Genomic DNA, 22640 nt, shown 5'->3' with positions numbered 1-22640 from the left:
TATAAGAAAGCTTTATGACTTTGAATCATAGTAAAAAAAATTCTTATGTTAATTAAATTTAGAGTCTCCTTTTTAAGATTACAGATTAACTCTTGAAGTCATTCTCGTTCAGAATATAAATAACAATTTCAAATTAATATTTATCTCTGTATTAAAATGAGCACTTAGATTATAAAATAGCAGTATTATCTATCTCTTTAAAGCAAAGTGACCTGTATACTGCTGGCCATCTAATAATCGGGTTACAAACCAATAATCATCACTTGGTAAGTCTGTACCATTTAGTGTACCATCCCATGCAAGATTACTCGGGTTTAGCACTGTAATTAGTTTTCCGTAGCGATTAAATATTTGAACGGTTTCTACTAAACTAAATTGTGGATTCTCACCAATAACAGTCCAAATATCATAGTCGCCATCTGCATTAGGCGTGAAGAATTTTGGGAATCCTAAAACTGAAATTTCTTGTTCAAGAATTTCACACCCATTATTATCTTTAACATAAACCGTATAAAAACCTTCATTAAGATTAGTAAACACATTACTCTGCTGATAATCACCATTAACATCATCTAAAGCAAACTCATAATCACCATCACCAGAAACATTAATTGTTACCGTATTGTTAGGCGCTGCTCCTTCAACAAATATGTTTTCTATAATTGCACTACTCGATGGGCTCACGGTAATTGTTCTACTAGACGAACATCCATTAGGGTCAGTTACAATCACAGTATAATCTCCTATTTCATTAATTTCATTAAATGTAGTATTGACTGAGGTAGATTGACCATTAAACAACCATTCGTAATAATAATTATTAGGTAAATCATTAAGCACACCACCTAAAATTCTAATGGTTTCCGGATATAAATTTGTGCAATAATATACTGTTTCATCAGCTTCTAAAAGCGGTGTGTATACCACACTTAAGTTTACAGTAGAAATACTAAAACATTGATTTCCATTTTTAACTTTCACATATATCGTTTGAAAATCTACCGTTGTATTTTCATAGGTATTTGGCAATGCATTACTTTCATTAAAAGCATCGTCTTCCGTTTCATAAAAATCTAACGAAGCTCCTACAGGTATTTGATTTTGAATAACAACTTCTATATCACTTAAATTAAAATCTGAAAACCCATCAACTACATCTCCATCACAACCTAATAAATCTGGAATGATCAACATATTATTAGAGGTTTGAAGTTCTACCTCTGCAATTTCATAACAATTAGCATCATTAATGACAAATGCATAAACGATTTGAGAAGCCACAGAATTATCAAAACTCTGAGGATTTAAAATAGGATTCGTATAACTTAAAGCTTCTGCTTCTGTTAAAAAGAAATCTCTAATATTTAAATCATTATCATTATTGGTAATATCATCTGAAGCTTCAAATAAATTAAACGTTGTTAATCCATCTTGATTCACATCACATTCAATTAAAACAGCATCAGATACAACAGGTAATGGCGAATACTCTATAACAACTTCACCATAAGAAACACAGCCATTAGCCAAACCAACCTCAACAGTATAAGTTCCTTCTTCAGTTACTGTATAAGTTCCACAATTAATACAACCACTAGGTTGAGAATCTACTAAAACTCCATCTTTAAACCAATCGTAAGAAGGTGTTCCAGATTCGTTTACACTTAATTCTAAAGTTTCACCTTCACATAGCGCATTTTGTGTTGCAATTAAACGATTAGGTCCCATATCTGTAGATAACTGAAAACTACCCGCTTCTAAAAAGACTACAGAATCATATCTATAATTTTGTTCGTCAGCAATAACAAGTTTTACATGGTATGTTTCATTAGGAACAACATTAGCGATTGCTGTTAGTACGGCTGTTTGTCCGTTAAAATTTATCGGCGCATTAGAATCGTTATAACTTCCAAAATATGTTTCGTTTAAAGGCGGACAACTACCAGAAACACCAGGTGTAACTGTTGTTGCTTTAACAGGCGTATTTGTATCCGGAACTAATGCTATATTTTCATACTCTATTTGACCTGTACCTGAAGTAGGACGAATTAAAAAACCAAATAAGTCAGAATACAGACAACTGTTAGAATTTCCTTCCTGGTACTCTTCCGAAGCAAAAATATATCTAAAACTAATTTGAGAGGCTACCGATGTAAAATCGAATTCTAAAATTGTAGCATTTATAGTTCCTGATTCGTTAAGTGCATTTTCTAAATCGGTATCTCCTCCCCAACCCGATGCATTATCATCGCTTATACTTGTGTTTGGACCTGGAACATTTTGAAGCCTTCCTGTACTTAAAACTAATCCACTTTCAAAAGGAAAAGTAGTACCAGAGGCATCAAAAAAACCATAACTCTGTTCTGCACTATTAAAATTTCCGCCAGAAACATTAGTAACAACAACATTATCAATACAGTTACTATCGATAAGAATATCTTCAATAAGCTGTTGAGGTGTGTATAATTGACTATCTACTGAAATATTCTGTGCAGAATTCAATAACGTAAATAGAAGGGCTATTATTAGAGAAATGCTCTTTACTTTCATTTTTATTTTTAAAGGAAGGCAAATATACATATCAAAGATTTACTAAAAACGAAATAAGATGTTAAAAAAAAATTCTAAAATTCACTAAATCTATTCATTAACTTCTTTTTTTAATAGGCTTATTTTTTCATTTATTTATGTAATACATATTTTAAATACATTATTAATTCCTTTACTTTAGCCAAGCTGTTATCGTAACTATTACTTAACAAATGGGAGCTTTTAATTATATACTTTTGCCGACCATTTTTATCTATTTTTAATGAAAAAACATATCTTTTTACTATTACCTCTTGTCCTAATTTTAAACGGTTATTTTTTAACTAACACTACAAATCACAGAACTTATAATACCAAAAATGTGACTTGCCCGGCTCCAACAATAAATACAATGAGCCCTTTTAGTGGACCAGAGAACACTGAAATCACACTAAATGGAACGGATTTTATAACTATAACAACTGTAGATTTCGATGGTATAAATGCTAATTTCACAATAATTAATGATTCTGAAATCACTATTAATGTTCCTTCTGGAGTTTCTAACAATACCAATATAACACTCACAACTAATGGAGGATGTTCTGCAACAGCACCTAATAGTTTTACTTTAATGAGTTCTGAATGTAACGTTGCCGATGAAATTTATATATCAGAAGTTTATGATGCCGTTTCTGGTGCTTACGGAGTTATAGAGATTTATAACCCAACAAACTCAACAATTAACGTAGATACTAATTACGAAATACAACGTTTTGGTGATATTGGTAATGCTGCTCCAAGTAATACAATTCCGTTAACAGGTTTAATAGCGCCACTTAGCACCTATATTATTGAAATGGGTGGTAATGGAAATTCTTGTGGTGTATTATCTACAGATGTTAGTTTTAGTACAGGAATTAATGAAGATGACGAAATTAGATTAGTTAAAAACGGTACCTCCATTGATGTTATGCATACCGCTGAAGATAGAGGTTACACCTTTATAAGAAATGCTGATGCTTCTGCACCAAGTACAACATATACACCTAGCGAATGGTTATATTTAGATACTGAAGATTGTACTGATTTAGGAGTACACACAGCAAACAACATTTCTACAACAACACCAAATTTAACACAACCTAATAATCAAGAAATTTGCAAAAACAATACTGCTACGTTTTCTGTTTCTGTAAATTCTGGTACTTATACTTACCAATGGCTAGTATTAGATAATTCAGGAAATTGGGTAAATGTTACTAATAACAGTAATTATTCTGGTGCAACAACAAATACTTTAACGGTTACAAATACCCCTGAAAGCTTTGATAATAATCAATACTATTGCATTATTACCTCATCAGATTGTAATTTAGTTTCTAATGCTGTTCAACTTTTAGTTTCTAATCCAGATGTTGACACACTATCTAATCAAACTGTGTGTTACCAATATATTTTACCAACTTTAATTGACGGTAATTATTTTACAGGAACTAACGGAACAGGGACTCCTCTTTTTGCAAATGATGCAATTGCAACTTCACAAACAATCTATATTTATAATGAAGTTGGTACGGCTCCTAATATTTGTACTAACGAAAGTAGTTTTGAAATCACTATTTCAGGAACTATAGATGTAGACACACTGCCTAACGTATCCGTTTGTTCAGAATTTACATTACCCACTTTAACAGATGGTAATTATTTTACAGGAACTAATGGAACAGGAACTCAACTGAATGCTGGAGAAACAATAACAACTTCTCAAACAATCTATATTTATAATGAAGTTGGTACAGATCCTAATACTTGTACTAACGAAAGTAGTTTTGAAATCACTATTTCAGGAACTCCAAACATAAACAATTTTAATCCTACAAGTGGGCCAGAAAACACCTTAATCACCATTAATGGTAGTAATTTTAATGATACTAATTCTGTTTCTATTGGAGGAATTAACACTGCATATACAATTATTAATGATTCTCAGATAACAGCAATTGTACCTACAGGAGCTGCAAATTCTTCTCAAATTTCTGTTTTTAGTAATGGAGGTTGTTCGGGAGATTCATTATCAGATTTTACGGTATTAGATTCAGATTGTAACGTTGCCGATGAAATTTATATTTCAGAAGTTTACGATGCTGTTTCTGGTGCTTACGGAGTTATAGAAATTTACAATCCAACAAACTCAACAATTACAGTAGATGCCAATTACGAAATACAACGTTTTGGTGATATTGGTAATGCCGCTCCTAGTAACACAATCCCCCTAACAGGTTCAATAGCTCCGCTTAGTACTTATATAATTGAAATGGGTGGTAATGGAAATTCTTGTGGTGTATTATCTACAGATGTTAGTTTTAGTACAGGAATCAATGAAGATGACGAGATTAGATTAGTTAAAAACGGGACTACGATTGATGTTATGTATACTGCAGAAGACAGAGGTTACACCTTTATAAGAAATGCTGATGCTTCTGCCCCTAGTACAACATATAATCCAACCGAATGGTTATTTTTAGAAACTGAAGATTGCTCAGATTTAGGATCACATACATCAAACAATAATTCAGCTACACCAAATATAACACAGCCTAATAATCAAGAAATTTGCGAAAACAATACCGCTACGTTTTCTGTTTCTGTAGATTCTGGTTCTTACACTTACCAATGGCTAGTATTAGATAATTCAGGGAGCTGGGTAAACGTTACTAACAACAGTAATTATTCTGGTGCCACAACAAATACTTTAACGATTACAGATGCCACGGAAGATTATAGTGGATTACAGTATTATTGCATCATTTCATCAGACGGTTGTAACCTTGTTTCCAATGCGGCTCAACTTCTAGTTTTAAATCCTGAAGTCGATATACTTAATGATGTATCGATTTGTTCAGAATTTATCTTACCAGCTCTAACCAATGGAAACTATTATACAGAAACTAACGGAGCAGGACTATTACTTAATGCAGGAGAAACAATAACAACCTCACAAACAATATATATTTATAATGAAGTTGGTACAACTCCAAATACTTGTACTGATGAAAGTAGTTTTAATATTACAATTTTTCCTTCTGTAGATTTCACCCTTAGTGATTCAAATATTGAAATAAATGAAGATACAATCACTATAACGATGGCTGACACTTCTGTTAATTATGAATATGCCATAGATAATTCAAGCTTTCAAACAGAAAATATGATTTCTTTTATTTCCGAAGGAATTCATACTTTATATGTGCAAGATTCTAATGGATGTATAATAAAGTCTCTAGATTTTGAAATCTCAACTATTGTTGAAGAATTAATTATACCTCAAGGCTTTTCACCAAATAATGATAATAAAAACGATTGGTTTAATATTCAGGGATTATATGATGTTTATCCTAACCACAAATTAGAAGTTTACAACCGCTATGGAACTTTAATTTTTATAGGTAACAATAATAACAAATGGTACGGAAAAGCCAATAAAGGCTTAATGAAAACCGATAAAATTTTACCTGTAGGAACTTATTTCTACGTATTACACTTAAATGAACCTAATACGGAATCTAAACCTCTTACAGGTTGGGTTTACCTTAATAAATAACCTCTAATTATTTTTCACTCCTAACTTAAAATAATGAAACGTATTAATTTATTAATTAACTGCATATACGCCTTGTGCTTATTTTTTACAACAACGGCGTATGCTTCAACAGACAAAAAAGCGTTAGCAGAAAACACTTTTTGTCCGGCTCCAATAATTAATACTTTCAATCCTACAACAGGACCAGAAAGCACATTAATTACTATTAATGGGAGTAATTTTAATGATGCTAATACTGTTTCTATTAATGGAATTAGCACCACTTTTACAATTATAGATGATTCTCAAATCACAGCAACTATACCAACAGGAGCTTCAAGCTCTTCAAATATATCTATTTTAAGTAATAGTGGTTGTACAGGAAATTCGTCATCAGATTTTACAGTTTTAGAGTCCGATTGTACGACTGCTGAAATTTATATTTCTGAAATTTATGATGCTTTTAGTGGTAGCTATGCTATTATAGAGCTTTATAACCCAACTAACTCTCCTGTCATTATAGATAACACTTATGTTATACTTAGATATGGAGATGTAGGCAATGTAACTCCTAACAATACTTTCGATCAAATTACAGGAACAATTCCTCCGTTAAGTACATTTGTAATTCAAATGGGAAGTGGCTCAGAATGTTCTCCCTTAAGTGTTGATTTTTATATCACTACAGGAATTAATGATAATGACGAATTTGAACTCTTAAAAAATGGAGTCTTAATCGATGTTGTAAATTCACCTAATGAAAGAGGTTATACGGTTATAAGAAATGCAGATGCACCCATACCACAAACGACTTACGATAGTAATGATTGGTCTATTAATTCAAATGAAAACTGCTCTGATTTAGGTTCACATACCGCAGATCCTATTCCCGATAATACCCCAACGATAACAAATCCAATTTCAAAAACAATTTGCGAAAATGGAACAGCTATTTTTTCAACCACAGAAGATTCTGGTACGGCTACATTTCAATGGAAATCTCTCAATGCTTCAGGTAATTGGGTCAATCTCACCAATAATGCGACTTATTCAGGTACTCAAACAAATACTTTAACCGTAAATAATGCCCCTGAGAGTTTAGATGAAAGTCAATATTATTGTGAAATATCAACAACATCTTGTACCTTAATTACAGATGCTGCTCAATTAATTATTGATGCTCCTGAGGTTGATATAATTGCAAACCAAACGGTATGTATAGAGTACATTTTACCAACTTTAACTAACGGAAATTATTTCACTGCAACAAATGGTGGGGGAACTCAATTAAACGCCGGTGATGCAATTTCAACTTCACAAACCATTTATATTTATAATGAAATTGGAACAGCTCCTAATAACTGTGATAATGAATCAAACTTTACTGTAACTGTAAGCGGAACTCCTAATGTTGACACTATCTCAAATCAAACCGTATGTGCGGAGTACATTTTACCAACTTTAACTAACGGAAATTATTTCACTGCAACAAATGGTGGGGGAACTCAATTAAACGCTGGTGCTTCAATCACAACTTCACAAACCATTTATATTTATAATGAAATTGGAACAGCTCCTAATAACTGTGATAACGAATCGAGTTTTACTGTAACCGTAAACGGAACTCCTAATGTTGATTCGATATTGAACCAAACCGTATGTGCGGAGTACATTTTACCAACTTTAACTAACGGAAATTATTTCACTGCGACAAATGGTGGTGGAACTCAATTAAACGCTGATGATGTAATTTCAACTTCACAAACCATTTATATTTATAATGAAATTGGAACAGCTCCTAATAACTGTGATAACGAATCGAGTTTTACTGTAACAATTTCATCAACACCAAACGTAGATACACTTTCTAACCAAACGGTATGTTCAGAATATATACTGCCTACACTTACGGATGGAAATTATTTTACAGGTACTAACGGAACAGGAACTCCGCTTTTTGACGGTGACACCATTTCAACTTCACAAACCATTTATATTTATAATGAAGTTGGTACAGCACCAAATAACTGCTCTAATCAATCTAGTTTTTCTGTTACTATTTCATCTACATTAAATGTAGATACAATGCCAGATCAAATAGCATGTTCTAAGTATATTTTACCAGAACTCACCAACGGAAATTATTTTACAGGTACTAACGGAACAGGCTCACCGCTTTACGCTAATAATACCATTTCGGCTTCTCAGACTATTTATATTTATAACGAAATTGGAACAGCTCCCAATATCTGCTCTAACGAATCTAGTTTTTATGTTACCGTAAACGACGCTATAGATTTCTCTTTAGACCAATCTAATATTTCTATAAGTAACGGAACTTTAATTGTTACTATGTCAGACCAAAGTATAGATTATAACTACGCTGTAGATTACTCTAACATCCAGACTTCAAATATTTTTAGTGATCTTTCACAAGGTAGTCACACACTATATGTTACGAGTGAGGATAGCTGTATTATTAAATCACTTTCTTTTGAAATTGAATCTGAACTCTTTATTCCATTATTTTTCACGCCTAATGGAGACAGAATGAATGATTCATGGACTGTTATTGACAAAAATAATATGGTAGAAAAAATTCTTATTTTTAACCGTTATGGTAAACTTTTAAAACAATTAATCCCAAATAATTATTCATGGGATGGGTTTTATAACGGACATCTATTAGAATCTAATGACTACTGGTATCTTATTACACTAAAAAACTCAAAGGAATTAAAAGGACATTTTGCTTTAAAACATTAAACACTTGGTGCAAATAACTTGTATCAATCTTTTGTTTTTAACATCATTGTAACGCTTACAGCATTTAAAGTCTAAGTACATTATTGTAACTTTGCTTTATGCGATTTAAAATTGAGTCCGAATTTAAACCAACAGGTGATCAGCCACAAGCTATTAAAAAACTAGCAAAAGGCATCACAGAGAAAGAAAAGTACCAAACACTTTTGGGTGTTACAGGTTCTGGTAAAACATTTACCGTTGCCAATGTTATTGAAGAAGTACAACGGCCAACACTAATCTTAGCACATAATAAAACCTTAGCAGCACAACTTTACTCTGAGTTTAAGCAATTTTTTCCAGAAAATGCCGTTGAGTATTTTGTATCTTACTATGATTATTACCAACCTGAAGCATACATTCCTGTTTCTGGTGTTTATATAGAAAAAGATTTATCTATCAACGAAGAAATTGAGAAGATGCGTTTAAGCACCACCTCTTCCCTACTTTCTGGTCGTCGTGATGTTATTGTCATTGCCTCAGTATCTTGTTTATATGGTATTGGAAATCCTGTAGAATTTCAAAAAAATGTAATTTCTATAGAACGAGATCAAGTTATTTCTAGGACTAAATTGTTACACCAACTGGTTCAAAGTTTATATTCAAGAACTGAATCTGAATTTAAAAACGGAAACTTCAGAATCAAAGGAGATACTGTAGATGTTTTTCCTGGTTATGCAGATCATGCATTTAGAATTCACTTTTTTGGAGATGAAATTGAAGAAATTGAAGCTTTTGATGCTCGTACAAATGAAATTATAGAACGCTACGATCGTTTAAATATCTATCCTGCAAATATGTTTGTAACATCACCCGATGTTTTAAATGGAGCAATAAAAGATATTCAAGACGATTTAGTAAAACAGTTTGATTATTTTAAAGAAATAGGAAAACATCTTGAAGCTAAACGACTAAAAGAACGTACAGAATTCGATTTAGAAATGATTCGTGAATTAGGTTATTGCTCAGGAATTGAGAATTACTCTAGATATTTAGACGGAAGATCTCCAGGAACACGACCATTCTGTTTGCTCGATTATTTTCCTGATGATTTTTTAATGGTCATAGACGAAAGTCACGTAACAATCTCTCAAGTTCATGCCATGTACGGTGGTGATAGAAGCCGAAAAGTGAATCTTGTAGATTATGGTTTTCGTTTACCTGCTGCCATGGATAACAGGCCTTTAAAATTTGAAGAATTTGAAGCGCTTCAAAATCAAGTTATTTATGTTTCAGCAACTCCAGCAGATTACGAGATGCAGAAAACAGATGGAGTTTATGTTGAACAAATAATTCGTCCTACAGGATTATTAGACCCAATTATTGAAGTTAGACCAAGCTTAAATCAAATTGATGATTTAATTGAAGAAATTCAAAATCGTGTTGAAAAAGACGAACGTACTTTAGTAACCACCCTAACTAAAAGAATGGCTGAAGAGTTAACAAAGTATTTAACTCGTATTTCAGTCCGAACAAGATATATACACAGTGATGTAGACACTTTAGAACGTGTAGAAATTATGCAAGATTTACGAAAAGGTGTATTTGATGTGTTAGTTGGAGTAAACTTACTGCGTGAAGGTTTAGACTTACCAGAAGTTTCTTTGGTTGCGATATTAGATGCCGATAAAGAAGGGTTTCTACGTTCTGCACGCTCATTAACACAAACGGTTGGTAGAGCTGCAAGAAACCTTAACGGAAAAGCTATAATGTATGCTGACAAAATTACCAAAAGCATGCAAAAAACAATAGACGAGACTAATTATCGTCGTGAAAAGCAAATAGCTTATAATACCAAACACAACCTAGCGCCTAAAGCGTTAAATAAAAGTTTAAATAGTGCTTTAAGTCAAAATTCTGTAAGTACATACAGAACAGAATTAGATGCTAAAATTGCAGCAGAACCGGAAAGTGAATACTTAACGAAAGGTGAATTAGAAAAGAAAATTAGAGAAAATAGAAAATTAATGGAGCAAGCTGCAAAAGCATTAGACTTTTTAGAAGCAGCACGTTTTAGAGATGAAATTACAGCGTATCAAAGTAAGTTAGAAAAAGTGAAATAGTTACGCAACATTTGAAAAAAAAGAAAGAAAAAAAAAAAAACGAAAACGAAAACGAAAACGAAAACGAAGATGATACGAAATTACTGGAATGAAGAATGGAAAGAAATCGAATTTGATGATAAAATTTCGGAAAAAGAAAAATTTAAAATATCAAATTACGGTAGAATTATAAACTGTAAAACAGATGAGGAATTTATTGTCAAAGAATATTTTATAAACGGATATCAAAATTTACCTCTTAAACAAAAAAAGAACGGAAAACAGACTAGTAGATACGTTCACAAACTTGTTGCAGAACATTTTCTGGAAAAAAACAACGGAATCTGTGTTATTCATTTAAATTATGACAAAACCGATAATCGAATTGAAAACCTAAAATGGGCTACTAAAAGAGAAAAAGAACTTCATCAATTTAACAACCCAAAATGGGAAGGAATTGTTAAAAAAAGAAGTAAAAATATTGGGAAATTAAGTGAAGGAAAAGTAAAGATCATTAAACGTCAATTAAAAAACAATAGAACTAGAATTAACATTATTGCAAAACGTTTTGGAGTATCTAACACGCAAATTAATAGAATTAAAACAGGAGAAAATTGGAGTTCTGTAACTGAATAAAAACGTTGATAAAAACATACTTAATCAAAGTATTAAGCTAATAAGTTATCATATATTTAATCGGAATTTTTAGATGTATAATATATAGATAAGAAAATATGATTGAAAAAGATTATATAATGCGACTTATTCAAACATTTTTTGATGCTATCAATAGAATTGTAAACAGTATTGATAATGATGATATTGAAGGAGCCAAAATACAGTTAAATAATTCGTATGGATTATTAGGAAACAAAGAAGATTACTTTCTTAATACGGAATATGAAGAATTAATTAAGTTTTTTAAATTAAAAGATGGAAATTATTTAAAACGCGTTGAGTTTTTAGCTGAATTAATTTATTTAGATGCTACAATTGAATCTAAAAAAAATCGTAAAATTGAAAAATTAGAAAAATCACAACAACTATTTCAGCATTGCGTTGACTATTCAAACGAATACTCTTTTGAAATAAATAATAAATTAATTTTAATTAATAATGAACTTGAAAAAATAGAATGATTAACTTCACTCAAACAGCATAGACATTAAACAATTAAATATCAATATCCTATATATTAATTTACTATTTTAGATTAAAGATTAAAACAACTTCAGCTCAGTAATTAAATTATAAAGAAATATGGAAAACATTATTATAGGTGCAATGATATTAGTAATCATTTTTTCAAATTTATTCAACACATAAAAACGTTAATAAATTAGTCAAACAAACAGAAGAGTTAAAAGAAAAATAGGTGATTAAAAAAATAACATCTAAAATCATTAGTTCAAAACCGAATAAAATGAACAAATTATCAACAAATAGAAACTTAATAATTGCGAATTTTACAGTTGTATCTTACTTTATATTAATTGGGCTCATTAGTATGTATAAAATAGATGCTGTTTTAATTAGCGTTTTTAAAGAGATATTTACGATACCCTTTTTAATTGCACAAATAATATTATTAGTAATTGGAACACTATTTTTAATTAAAAACAAAAAAAGTACATTAACAATAGTTAGCTTTTTGTCATTAGTAATTTGCTCTATTATAACAATCAATAGTTTCTTCTAAATAAGACTTAAAAAGTTACTGAATTAAAAAAATAGAGATCTAGTACTAATTATACTGTACCTTAAAAATATCAATTAAAAAATCTGCTGGTACCATTTTATTTGGAAAGCTCTCCATTAAATCAAGAACTCTATTTATAGAATCATGGCTTAACCCCATACGTAATCCAAAATTATGAATTTTAACCAATTGCTTAGGTGCTACTTTATGATCTAGGTTCATTAAAAGAACCAATCTATGAAACTGTACAATACGCTCACTATGCGATTTAAGATGCAAATAAGTTACAGGATGCTCAAATAAATATTGAAAATCTTCTTTAGAAATATCTAATTGCTTCGCGATACTATATAAAAAATTATATTCAATAGAATTTACACTATCTTCTGTCTGTGCAAATGCAATCATCTCAGAAAGTAAACTCAATTTCTCAACGCGATTCGTCATAATTATAAGGGATTAAATTATACTGTAAAGTTACAGAGGTCCATTATTTTATTGTCGTTGATATAATGTATCTTGTCGAAAAATTAAACGTACTTAGTCGATTTTATTAAACGTTTATCAAATTAAAACAGTAATTATACAATAAAAAAACAGTTTGTTTTTACTATATGATTAGTGTTGAAACAAAATAAACAACACAACCTAAAATACTGAAAAACAATTATTTAACCAAAAAACTAACTAACTATAAATTCAATATTTTTAATCAAAATCATTTAACTATATTTACTTATATTATGCGAGAATTATAAAAAAGCAGATTTCGCCTAGCTTGAGATAAATATTTATAATGGTAATAATCTAAATATGATTTCTATAATAGTTAGAAATCAAAATTAAAATTTATGACAAATAACGACATATTTAAAAAACTAAGAGTAGCTCATAAGCTAAGAGATGATGATATAGTAAAAATCTTAGAATTAGTAGATTTTAGAATTTCTAAAAGTGAATTAAACGCTATGTTTAGAAACGAAGACCACCCGAAATACATGGAATGTGGAGATCAAATTTTAAGAAATTTCCTTAATGGATTAATTATTCATTTAAGAGGTCCAATGCCTAAAAAGAAAGATTCTAATAAACCTAAATAAAAAAAGAGCAACATTAAAATGTTGCTCTTTTTTATTTATATATCTACAAGGTTAAAAACCTTTTAGAAAATAGCTTATGCTAATACTTCTTGCACTTTATCTGCAGCTTCTTGGAATTCAGTTGCACTCATTACATCTAAACCAGAATTATCAATTAATTCTTTAGCGATGTCTGCATTTGTTCCTTGTAAGCGTACAATGATTGGTACACTAATGTTACCCATGTTTTTGTAAGCATCTATTACACCTTGTGCCACACGGTCACAACGTACAATACCTCCAAAGATGTTAATTAAAATAGCTTTAACTGCAGGATCTTTTAAAATAATTTTAAAAGCTGCTTCTACTCTAGCTGCATCAGCAGTACCACCAACATCTAAAAAGTTAGCTGGCTCACCACCTGCTTGCTTAATTAAATCCATAGTTGCCATAGCTAAACCAGCACCATTAACCATACAACCAACATTTCCGTCTAAATCAACATAGTTTAAACCTAAAGCACCTGCTTCAACTTCAATTTGATTTTCTTCACGTAAGTCACGTAATGCAGCTAAATCTTTATGTCTGTATAATGCATTAGCATCTAAAGTTACTTTAGCATCTACAGCCATTATTTTACTATCACTTGTTTTTAAAACAGGATTGATTTCAAATAAAGAAGCATCAGATTTATCGTAAGCAGTATATAATGCTGTAACAAATTTTGTCATTTCTTTAAAAGCAAGTCCAGATAAGCCTAAGTTAAAAGCTATACGACGCGCTTGAAAAGGTAAAATACCTGTAGCAGGATCTATTTCTTCGTTATGTATTAATTCTGGTGTTTCTTCAGCAACAGTCTCAATATCCATTCCTCCTTCAGTAGAATATACAATCATATTTCTACCTGTAGCACGGTTTAATAATACAGACATGTAATATTCGTTTGGCTCAGATTCACCTGGATAATAAACATCCTCAGCAACTAAAACTTGGTGCACACGCTTTCCTTCCGCAGAAGTTTGAGGTGTAACCAAATCCATTCCTATAATTTGTCCTGCAATTTCTTCAACTTCTTTAAGGTTTTTGGCTAATTTTACTCCTCCACCTTTTCCACGTCCACCTGCATGAACCTGTGCTTTAATCACATGCCATCCTGTTTCTGTTTCAGCTGTTAATTGCTTAGCTGCTTCAACAGCTTCTTTAGCACTTTGAGCTACAATACCGCGTTGAATACGTACTCCAAAACTGCTTAATAATTCTTTTCCTTGATATTCGTGTAAATTCATTTTAATCAGAAATTTATTGGTCGCACAAAAATAAGCATACTAATAGTTTTTAGCAATAGTTTTTATTATTGATTTAAACTACTGTAAATTTGCAACATAGCAGTACATTTATTTTTATCTAACTAAGTTAAACTTTATATTTTTAAGTCTTTTATCACAGAAAATGCTTTATCTACTAAATAATCCTCAACAACTACCGTAAATTCATTTGTTGTAGATACCACTTCATATAATGTTATATTTTCCCAAGCCAAACGCTTAAAAATTTGATAATACAAACCTACGATTTTAGAATTACCATTGGGCAGATAAATACTAATTGCAGATAACTTATCTTGTAATCCTATTTGTGTTTCATTTTTAAATATCTTTAAAATACTTTCTTTTTCGGTAGTAGAAATAATAATATTACTTTCAAACATTCCGCGAGTAAAGGCGTAAAATATTTGATTATTAGCACCTATTCTATCTAATATTTTAGAATGACTTTCAATAAGTGTTTTTGAATTTTGAAATGTAAAATCACTTAAATTTGAACGTACCGTAATATCTCCTAATTGATTAAAAATCTTTTGTAAACGACTCTTATTTTCAAAATTTAAGGGTTGTTGAAACCTTCTAAGTGCCATCATTATAGCACCGTCTTTAACCGGTTTTCGTAACATTTTTGAAATTGGCTCATTTAAATCTTTAGCTAAAGCCGAAAAATTAATAATCTCTCGAGATAAGCCTTCTTCTAAAAATGGACTAGAGACAATAATCTCTTGAACACAGGATGCAATTGTTTTCATTTGTTAAATATATAACATTTTGTGTAAAAATAGATATTTTTTTACATTTATATGTTTTAAATAAGGATTACATTTACTTTTGTCCAACTAAAATCAATAATATCTAATAAAAAGATGGAACAAAACACCTTATTACAAATTGCGAAGGATTTCGGAAGTCCGGTATATGTATATGACGCTGAAAAAATCGAATTTCAATACAAACGATTAACTAATGCATTTAGTAAGGTAAAGCACTTAAAGCTAAACTACGCTGTTAAAGCACTTTCTAATATTTCAATCTTAAAGTTATTTAATTCTTTTGGTTCTGGTATAGATACCGTTTCTATACAAGAAGTTCTATTAGGACTTAAAGCAGGTTTTAAACCTGAGAAAATTATTTTTACACCAAACGGTGTTTCTTTAGAAGAAATTGAAGAAGTTGCTAAACTTGGCGTTCAAATAAACATAGACAATCTATCTATATTAGAACAATTTGGGACTAAGCATCCTAAAACTCCTGTCTGTATTCGTATTAACCCGCATGTTATGGCTGGTGGAAACACTAATATTTCTGTTGGACATATTGATAGTAAATTTGGAATTTCTATTCACCAAATTCCACTTTTACTTCGTATTATAGAGAATACCCAAATGAATATTAATGGTATTCACATGCATACAGGAAGTGATATTTTAGATATTGATGTATTTTTATATGCAAGTGAAATTTTATTTGAAACTGCTAAAAATTTCAAAACCTTAGAATTTATTGATTTTGGATCAGGATTTAAAGTACCCTATAAAGATGGTGATATTGAAACTAATATTGAAGAATTAGGTGATAAATTATCGAAACGTTTTAACCAATTCTGTAAAGAATACGGAAAACAATTAACCTTAGCTTTTGAACCAGGTAAGTTTTTAGTCAGTGAATCTGGTATCTTTTTAGCAAAAGTAAATGTGGTTAAACAAACAACCTCTACTGTTTTTGCTCAGATAGATTCAGGATTCAACCATTTAATAAGACCAATGCTTTACGGTTCTCAGCACGAAATAGAAAACATCTCTAACCCAAAAGGACGCGAACGTTTTTATTCTGTAGTTGGTTACATATGCGAAACAGATACTTTTGCCAATAATAGACGAATCCCAGAAATAAACGAAGGCGATATTATTTCCTTTAAAAACGCTGGTGCTTATTGTTACTCAATGGCTAGTAACTATAATTCACGTTACAGACCTGCAGAAGTTTTATTATATAAAGGAAAACCTCATCTTATAAGAAAGCGTGAAACTTTTGATGACATTTTAAATAACCAAGTTGAAATCACTATTTAAATAATATGAATAACGTTAATATTAATTGCGTTAATTTTTTCTTTTTTTAGAGCATAAGAGTAGGTCGTTTACAACTATATTTGATTAGTTATAAAACCCTATACACATGAAACAAATTGCGCCTAAAATTATCCGTCAAATATTCATTTTACTATTAATCATCCTCTCCGGAAGTTTAATCTTTAGTGAAATGCTACCCTATTTGAGTGGTGTTTTAGGCGCAATTACATTTTATATTTTACTCAGAAAACCAATGAAAAGCCTTGTAGATAAGTATAACTGGAAGTCTTCATTAGCAGCACTAATGCTGATGACGGGATCTTTTTTTCTTATTTTAATTCCGCTTTCTGGATTTGGTATTATGTTAGGTAATAAAATATCTGAGCTCTCTAAAAATAGTGGAAAAGTAATTGATGCTTTTAAAGAACAAATTGGACGATTTAAATTTAAAACAGGTATTGATATTAACTCTCAAATAGATACTGAAGGAATAACGACGTGGCTATCTGATGGATTACAAAATATGGCTGGTAATACATTTAACTTGTTTATTGCCATTAGTATCATGTATTTTATACTTTATTTTATGCTAACGAATCGGAAAGAATTAAGACAATCACTGCGTGATTATATTCCTATGAACACAGATAATTTAAGTGAGATTGGCACTGAAATACAAGCTATGATTAGATCTAATGCCATAGGTATTCCGCTAGTAGCCATTGCTCAAGGTATTATTGCTTTAATAGGGTTTTTAATATTTGGCATTGAAGATCCTTTCTTTTGGTTTGTAATTGTTACTATTGGATCTATGATTCCTTTTATCGGAACTTTTGTAGGTATTATACCCGTATTTATATTAAGTCTTTCTTCTGGTGACACCTTCCAAGCATGGGGTGTATTACTTTACGGAATTATCGTAGTGGGGACTACAGATAATATTATTAGATTATATGTATTACAAAAACTAGATGATGTTCACCCTTTAATCACATTAATCGGTGTTATTATTGGTGTGCCTTTATTTGGATTTATAGGTCTAATTTTCGGACCACTTTTAATCAGCATATTTATGGCTTTAGTTAAAATTTACACCAAAGAATATGGCAAATCTGTTGAGGGTCAAACCAAAGAGCAGCTATAAAAAAATTAATCCCTTAGTTTACCTGTAAAATGGTTCACTTTTTCATTTATTGGATTACCAGTAATTCTTCTGTAAACGACCAATTGGCCACAATGCCAAATAGAATCTGCTATTGGACCATTAACTTGGTTCCAAAATGGAATTTCTCGTTCGCCAAAAATGATTTTGTATTGAGAAATGTCTTCACTTGTTTTTAAAATATCAGAAGCTATTTTTAGATTGTTTAATATTCTAGTACGTAATTCGATATAAGATAATTCTTCTTTTTCATTAGAATTAGACTTCTTTAATGTTGAATTTACTATACGTTGAGATAAACTATAAATATGTTCTATAGTCTCTTTTGCAGACATACAATCTTCATTTGCCCTATAAGACAAATCTTTTACTGATAAATTATCTGTAGCCCAATAAAACCGAAACCCTAAAGCATCAACCATACGCGCAGCCATTGTTCCTGCTGTAAATTTATCAGCATATTCTGGCATTTCTGAATATGGAAGTTCTTCTTTGTTTTTACTCATTTTCTAATCTCGCTTTATAGTCATCAATTTTAGCTTTTTCTTTCGCTGGTAATTCCGGCTCCTTAATATCTGTATATTCTTTAAGTGTATCATAAAGAATTTTAGCTACAATATACCTTGCTGTTGGTTTATCGTCAGCAGGAAGATTATACCAAGGTGCATGAGGCTTTGATGTTTTATTAATAGCTTCCTGATAACAAGCTTGGTAACTCTCCCAACATTCGCGTTCATCTAAATCATCTGGTGAAAATTTCCAGTTTTTATTGGGTTTATTTAAACGTCTCAACAGGCGGTTCTTTTGCTCTTCTTTGGAAATATTTATAAAAAATTTAAAAATGATAGTGCCATTGTCAGCAATATGCTTTTCAAAATTATTAATTTGATCGAATCGCTTTTCCCAAAAAGAATCATCTACATCCTTAACAGAAGTTATATCAGGAAGGTTTTCTGACATTAAATATTCTGGATGCACTCTTGTAACTAGTACATTTTCGTAATGCGTTCTATTAAAAATCCCGAATTTACCTCTTGCAGGCAAAGCCTTAACGTGTCTCCAAAGATAATCGTGTTTTAACTCTAAATCTGTTGGCTTTTTAAAACTATGAGCAATAATTCCTCTAACATTAAATTCTTTAAATACTTCACGAATTAAACTGTCTTTACCCGCAGTATCCATTCCCTGAATACAAAATAGAACAGAATACTTACCATGCGCATACATTGCATTCTGAATTTCAGCTAAATCTTCGCTTACTTTTCTTAATTTCTTTTCTATCTTTTTTTCACTTGACTCTAAATCAAATGTTGTGGGTAAATCTTCAATCTTAATTTGAGATGATATTTTAAAATCTTCAATCTTAATATCCTTCATAATCAGTATGTTTTATTTTGAAGCAAAAGCTTTTACATCACTTTCACTAACTTCATTTCCTCCTAAAATAATGAGACGTTCAATAACATTTCTCAACTCTCTAATATTACCTGTCCAATCATAATTTTGAAGTAATTTAATGGCTTTATCAGAAAATGATTTTTCAATATTTCCGTGTTCTTTAGAAATCTTTTTAGCAAAATAATTTATTAATAAAGGAATATCTTCTCTTCTTTCATTAAGAGAAGGAACTTCAATTAAAATAACAGCTAATCGGTGGTATAAATCTTCTCTAAAGTTACCTTCTTCAATTTCCTTTTTAAGATTCTTATTGGTTGCTGCTACAACTCTAACATTGACTTTAATGTCTTTATCGCTTCCTACACGTTGAATACGACTTTCTTGTAAAGCACGTAAAACTTTAGCTTGTGCAGACAAACTCATATCGCCAATTTCATCTAAAAATATAGTTCCACCGTTTGCAGCTTCAAATTTACCTGCTCTATCTTTTGCCGCTGATGTAAACGCACCTTTAACATGACCAAACAATTCACTTTCTATAAGTTCGCTTGGTATTGCAGCACAATTAACCTCAATCATAGCGCCTTTAGAACGGTCACTTTTTTGATGTAACCAGTGTGCAACGAGTTCTTTTCCTGTTCCGTTTGGACCTGTAATTAAAACACGTGCATCTGTTGGTGCTACTTTATCAATCATGTCCTTAATACGCGCTATCTTATCACTCTCACCAATCATCTCGTAGTTTTTGCTGACTTTTTTCTTCAGCATTTTATTTTCTACGACAAGCTCTTTTCGATCTAAAGCAATACGAACGGTATTTAATAATCTATTAAGATCTGGTGGTTTGGAAATATAATCAAAAGCACCTAAACGCATTGTATTTACTGCCGTGTCTAAATCACCATGACCAGAAATCATAACCATCGGAATTTCAGGCTTTATTTTTTTTGCTGCCTCTAAAACTTCAACACCATCCATTTTTGGCATTTTTATATCGCATAGCACAAGGTCGTAATCGTTCTTTTTTATTTTCTCAATTCCTACTAAACCGTCTTCTGCTTCTTCTACTTGATAGGTGTCATTTTCTTCAGATAAAATTTTAACTAATACACGACGTATTGCTGCTTCATCTTCAATTATCAATATTTTTGGCATAATTATATTTTAAATTTTATTCCTGTTCTTAAGTAAAATGAATTTGAATCATTTAACGGATAGACTTCATCCCTATCTTCATTTCTAAGTACATTTTTAAACCTAAATGTGTGTCCACTGTATACATAAAGAACTAAATGTTTTGAAAAACAATATTCATATCCCAAACCAGATAAGGCAACAGACATTGATATATTATCTACTTTTTTTCCATTAATTTCTAAAGGGCTTTGTAAATGTGCTAAGTAACCGTCTAAGCCAACAAAAACTTGAGTCATACTTTTTTCACTAAAATAATGCTTTAAATTAGATTTTGGAACACCTAGATTAAAAGACCAAGACTCATTAACACGCCTAAAATAACTAACAAAAGGCAATGGAAAAGGCGTTCCCGCAGTTGAATTATAGGTTATTCCTAGAATTAAACGATATGGTTTCTCTGCCGTTTCGTCTCTTCTTCTATCATTAATGGTAAAAATACCTCCATTAAGAAAAATATCTTCATTAGTGATCTGATGCGTTAATGTTGATGCTATACGTGGATTAAATTTAATTCCATACCTCCAAAACTCACTTGTTTTAAAGGTATAAGCGATATTTAAATCTATAACATTGAGTGTTTGAAATAAAGAACTATCAAACGGATAATTATCTTCAAGGTTTAAAATAATTCTATTATACTCTGCTCCAAATACCAAATAATTATCTTTCTTAATTTCAATTGGATAATTAACTAAAGCCCTCAATCGTGTGTACTGATCTTGAGATTTACTTTTAGGAATAAATGAATATTCTAACCGAGCTAAATCAGTAACCTGACCTATAACAAGTTTTGAAAAACTTAAGGTTAATACTATAATTAAAATCTTAAAAGACTTCATACTCATGAATTAAATGTTTCTTTTTCTATGATTCATTACCGCTATTAATAATATGAATATCTCGCTGAGGAAATGGAATAGCAATATTATTTTCTCTAAAAAGACGATCAATTTCAAAACGAATATCACTTTTAGGAATCTGTGCTGTAAAACTATCTCCTAATGTAAAAACTAATTTAAAATCTAAAGAACTATCTCCAAAATTTGTAAAAACGACCGTCGGTGGTGGACTAGGTAAAATTTTAGGGTGTGTACTTGCGGCCTCTAATAACAACTTTTTTACCAACTGCACATCACTTCCATAAGCAACGCCAACCTCTACACTTTCGCGAGTTGTAGTTCCGTTTTGTGTCCAATTATAAAGTGAATTGGTTAAATAAAGATGATTTGGTATTATTAATACTTTATTATCTATGGTTACTGCTCTTGTAGTTCTTAGTTTAATTTCTATAATTCTACCGACTTTACCTTCAATTTCTATAATATCATCTACATGAACAGATTGATCTATTAAAATAAAAATACCAGAAATAATATCTTGAAATAAAGTCTCTAACGCTAACCCAATCCCGATTAATAAGGCTGCAGATGCTGCAAAAACAGCAGTAACATTAACACCAACACTACTTAATGTTACAAAGAGAATTATTACATATACTAACCAACGAAAATAACCGTAAACGACATTAAACTTTCCTTTGTTCTCACTAGGAATGTTTCTAGTAATGATTTTAAGAACAATTCTTAAAACAATTGTAGTGATAAAAATAGCGGTAATAACAATGATAACATCAAGTATTGAAATACTGATATTTTCACCAATTGTCATATTTTTATTGAGAAATGCCTTAGTCGTTTCCCAAGCGCTACTCTCCGTAATCGTTTCACCAATATGTTCTAAATCTTGAATCAT

At 30.8% G+C, this 22640-nt stretch carries 17 protein-coding genes; 8 read left to right on the top strand and 9 right to left on the bottom strand.

Annotated elements, in window-relative coordinates:
- Positions 1–189: 189 nt before the first annotated feature.
- Positions 190–2550, bottom strand: a complete 2361-nt coding sequence (locus H0I32_RS12560; RefSeq protein WP_179313769.1) for a T9SS type B sorting domain-containing protein — start codon at positions 2548–2550, stop codon at positions 190–192.
- 262 nt (positions 2551–2812) lie between these two features.
- Here H0I32_RS12560 and H0I32_RS12555 point away from each other — a divergent pair, with 262 nt between their 5' ends.
- From H0I32_RS12555 to H0I32_RS12535, 5 genes are all read left to right on the top strand, one after another.
- Positions 2813–6133, top strand: a complete 3321-nt coding sequence (locus tag H0I32_RS12555) for a gliding motility-associated C-terminal domain-containing protein (protein WP_179313768.1) — start codon at positions 2813–2815, stop codon at positions 6131–6133.
- A gap of 33 nt (positions 6134–6166) precedes the next feature.
- Positions 6167–8878: a T9SS type B sorting domain-containing protein gene (locus H0I32_RS12550; RefSeq protein WP_179313767.1), complete on the top strand. Its 2712-nt coding sequence runs from the start codon at positions 6167–6169 to the stop codon at positions 8876–8878.
- A gap of 98 nt (positions 8879–8976) precedes the next feature.
- The gene (uvrB, locus tag H0I32_RS12545; protein ID WP_179313766.1) at positions 8977–10977 is read left to right on the top strand and encodes an excinuclease ABC subunit UvrB; all 2001 of its coding nucleotides are present in this window, start codon (positions 8977–8979) and stop codon (positions 10975–10977) included.
- Positions 10978–11046: 69 nt separating this feature from the next.
- Positions 11047–11592: an HNH endonuclease gene (locus H0I32_RS12540; RefSeq protein WP_173588016.1), complete on the top strand. Its 546-nt coding sequence runs from the start codon at positions 11047–11049 to the stop codon at positions 11590–11592.
- A gap of 119 nt (positions 11593–11711) precedes the next feature.
- Positions 11712–12095 carry a hypothetical protein gene (locus H0I32_RS12535; protein WP_179313765.1) on the top strand — a complete coding sequence of 128 codons (384 nt, stop codon included), beginning with the start codon at positions 11712–11714 and terminating at the stop codon, positions 12093–12095.
- Positions 12096–12700: 605 nt separating this feature from the next.
- Here the strand turns inward: H0I32_RS12535 and H0I32_RS12530 are convergent.
- Positions 12701–13102 (bottom strand): TerB family tellurite resistance protein, encoded by a 402-nt coding sequence (locus H0I32_RS12530; protein WP_173588014.1) that lies wholly within the window; start codon positions 13100–13102, stop codon positions 12701–12703.
- A gap of 404 nt (positions 13103–13506) precedes the next feature.
- On the opposite strand from H0I32_RS12530, the gene H0I32_RS12525 reads away from it, so the two are divergent.
- Positions 13507–13755 carry a DUF1456 family protein gene (locus H0I32_RS12525; RefSeq protein WP_173588013.1) on the top strand — a complete coding sequence of 83 codons (249 nt, stop codon included), beginning with the start codon at positions 13507–13509 and terminating at the stop codon, positions 13753–13755.
- A gap of 74 nt (positions 13756–13829) precedes the next feature.
- Here H0I32_RS12525 and sucC read toward each other — a convergent pair whose 3' ends face one another.
- A complete protein-coding gene (gene sucC, locus H0I32_RS12520; RefSeq protein ID WP_173588012.1) occupies positions 13830–15020 on the bottom strand; it encodes an ADP-forming succinate--CoA ligase subunit beta in 1191 nt (396 codons plus the stop codon).
- Positions 15021–15154: 134 nt separating this feature from the next.
- The gene (locus H0I32_RS12515) at positions 15155–15811 is read right to left on the bottom strand and encodes a hypothetical protein (protein ID WP_173588011.1); all 657 of its coding nucleotides are present in this window, start codon (positions 15809–15811) and stop codon (positions 15155–15157) included.
- A gap of 114 nt (positions 15812–15925) precedes the next feature.
- Here H0I32_RS12515 and lysA point away from each other — a divergent pair, with 114 nt between their 5' ends.
- Both lysA and H0I32_RS12505 read left to right on the top strand, forming a co-directional pair.
- Positions 15926–17131 carry a diaminopimelate decarboxylase gene (lysA, locus tag H0I32_RS12510; RefSeq protein WP_179313764.1) on the top strand — a complete coding sequence of 402 codons (1206 nt, stop codon included), beginning with the start codon at positions 15926–15928 and terminating at the stop codon, positions 17129–17131.
- Positions 17132–17237: 106 nt separating this feature from the next.
- Positions 17238–18275 (top strand): AI-2E family transporter, encoded by a 1038-nt coding sequence (locus H0I32_RS12505; RefSeq protein WP_179313763.1) that lies wholly within the window; start codon positions 17238–17240, stop codon positions 18273–18275.
- A gap of 5 nt (positions 18276–18280) precedes the next feature.
- On the opposite strand, the gene H0I32_RS12500 is transcribed toward H0I32_RS12505, so the two are convergent.
- The 5 genes from H0I32_RS12500 to H0I32_RS12480 are packed head-to-tail and all read right to left on the bottom strand — an operon-like array spanning position 18281 to position 22640.
- A complete protein-coding gene (locus H0I32_RS12500; protein WP_173588008.1) occupies positions 18281–18799 on the bottom strand; it encodes a hypothetical protein in 519 nt (172 codons plus the stop codon).
- Entirely contained in the window at positions 18792–19670 is an 879-nt protein-coding gene (locus tag H0I32_RS12495; protein ID WP_179313762.1) for a PPK2 family polyphosphate kinase, read from the bottom strand. Before H0I32_RS12495 ends, H0I32_RS12500 begins: the two co-directional genes overlap by 8 nt.
- A 12-nt stretch (positions 19671–19682) precedes the next feature.
- Entirely contained in the window at positions 19683–20846 is a 1164-nt protein-coding gene (locus tag H0I32_RS12490) for a sigma-54-dependent transcriptional regulator (RefSeq protein WP_173588006.1), read from the bottom strand.
- A gap of 2 nt (positions 20847–20848) precedes the next feature.
- Complete coding sequence (locus tag H0I32_RS12485) at positions 20849–21727, bottom strand: DUF6268 family outer membrane beta-barrel protein (protein ID WP_173588005.1); 879 nt, start codon at positions 21725–21727, stop codon at positions 20849–20851.
- Between the two features lie 25 nt (positions 21728–21752).
- Positions 21753–22640: a mechanosensitive ion channel family protein gene (locus H0I32_RS12480; protein WP_179313761.1), complete on the bottom strand. Its 888-nt coding sequence runs from the start codon at positions 22638–22640 to the stop codon at positions 21753–21755.

The organism is Winogradskyella sp. HaHa_3_26 (genome assembly GCF_019278425.1).
In the GTDB taxonomy this organism is placed as follows: domain Bacteria; phylum Bacteroidota; class Bacteroidia; order Flavobacteriales; family Flavobacteriaceae; genus Winogradskyella; species Winogradskyella undariae.
Note: the sequence above shows the minus strand (reverse complement) of the source record. Positions and strands in the feature narration are given on the sequence as shown.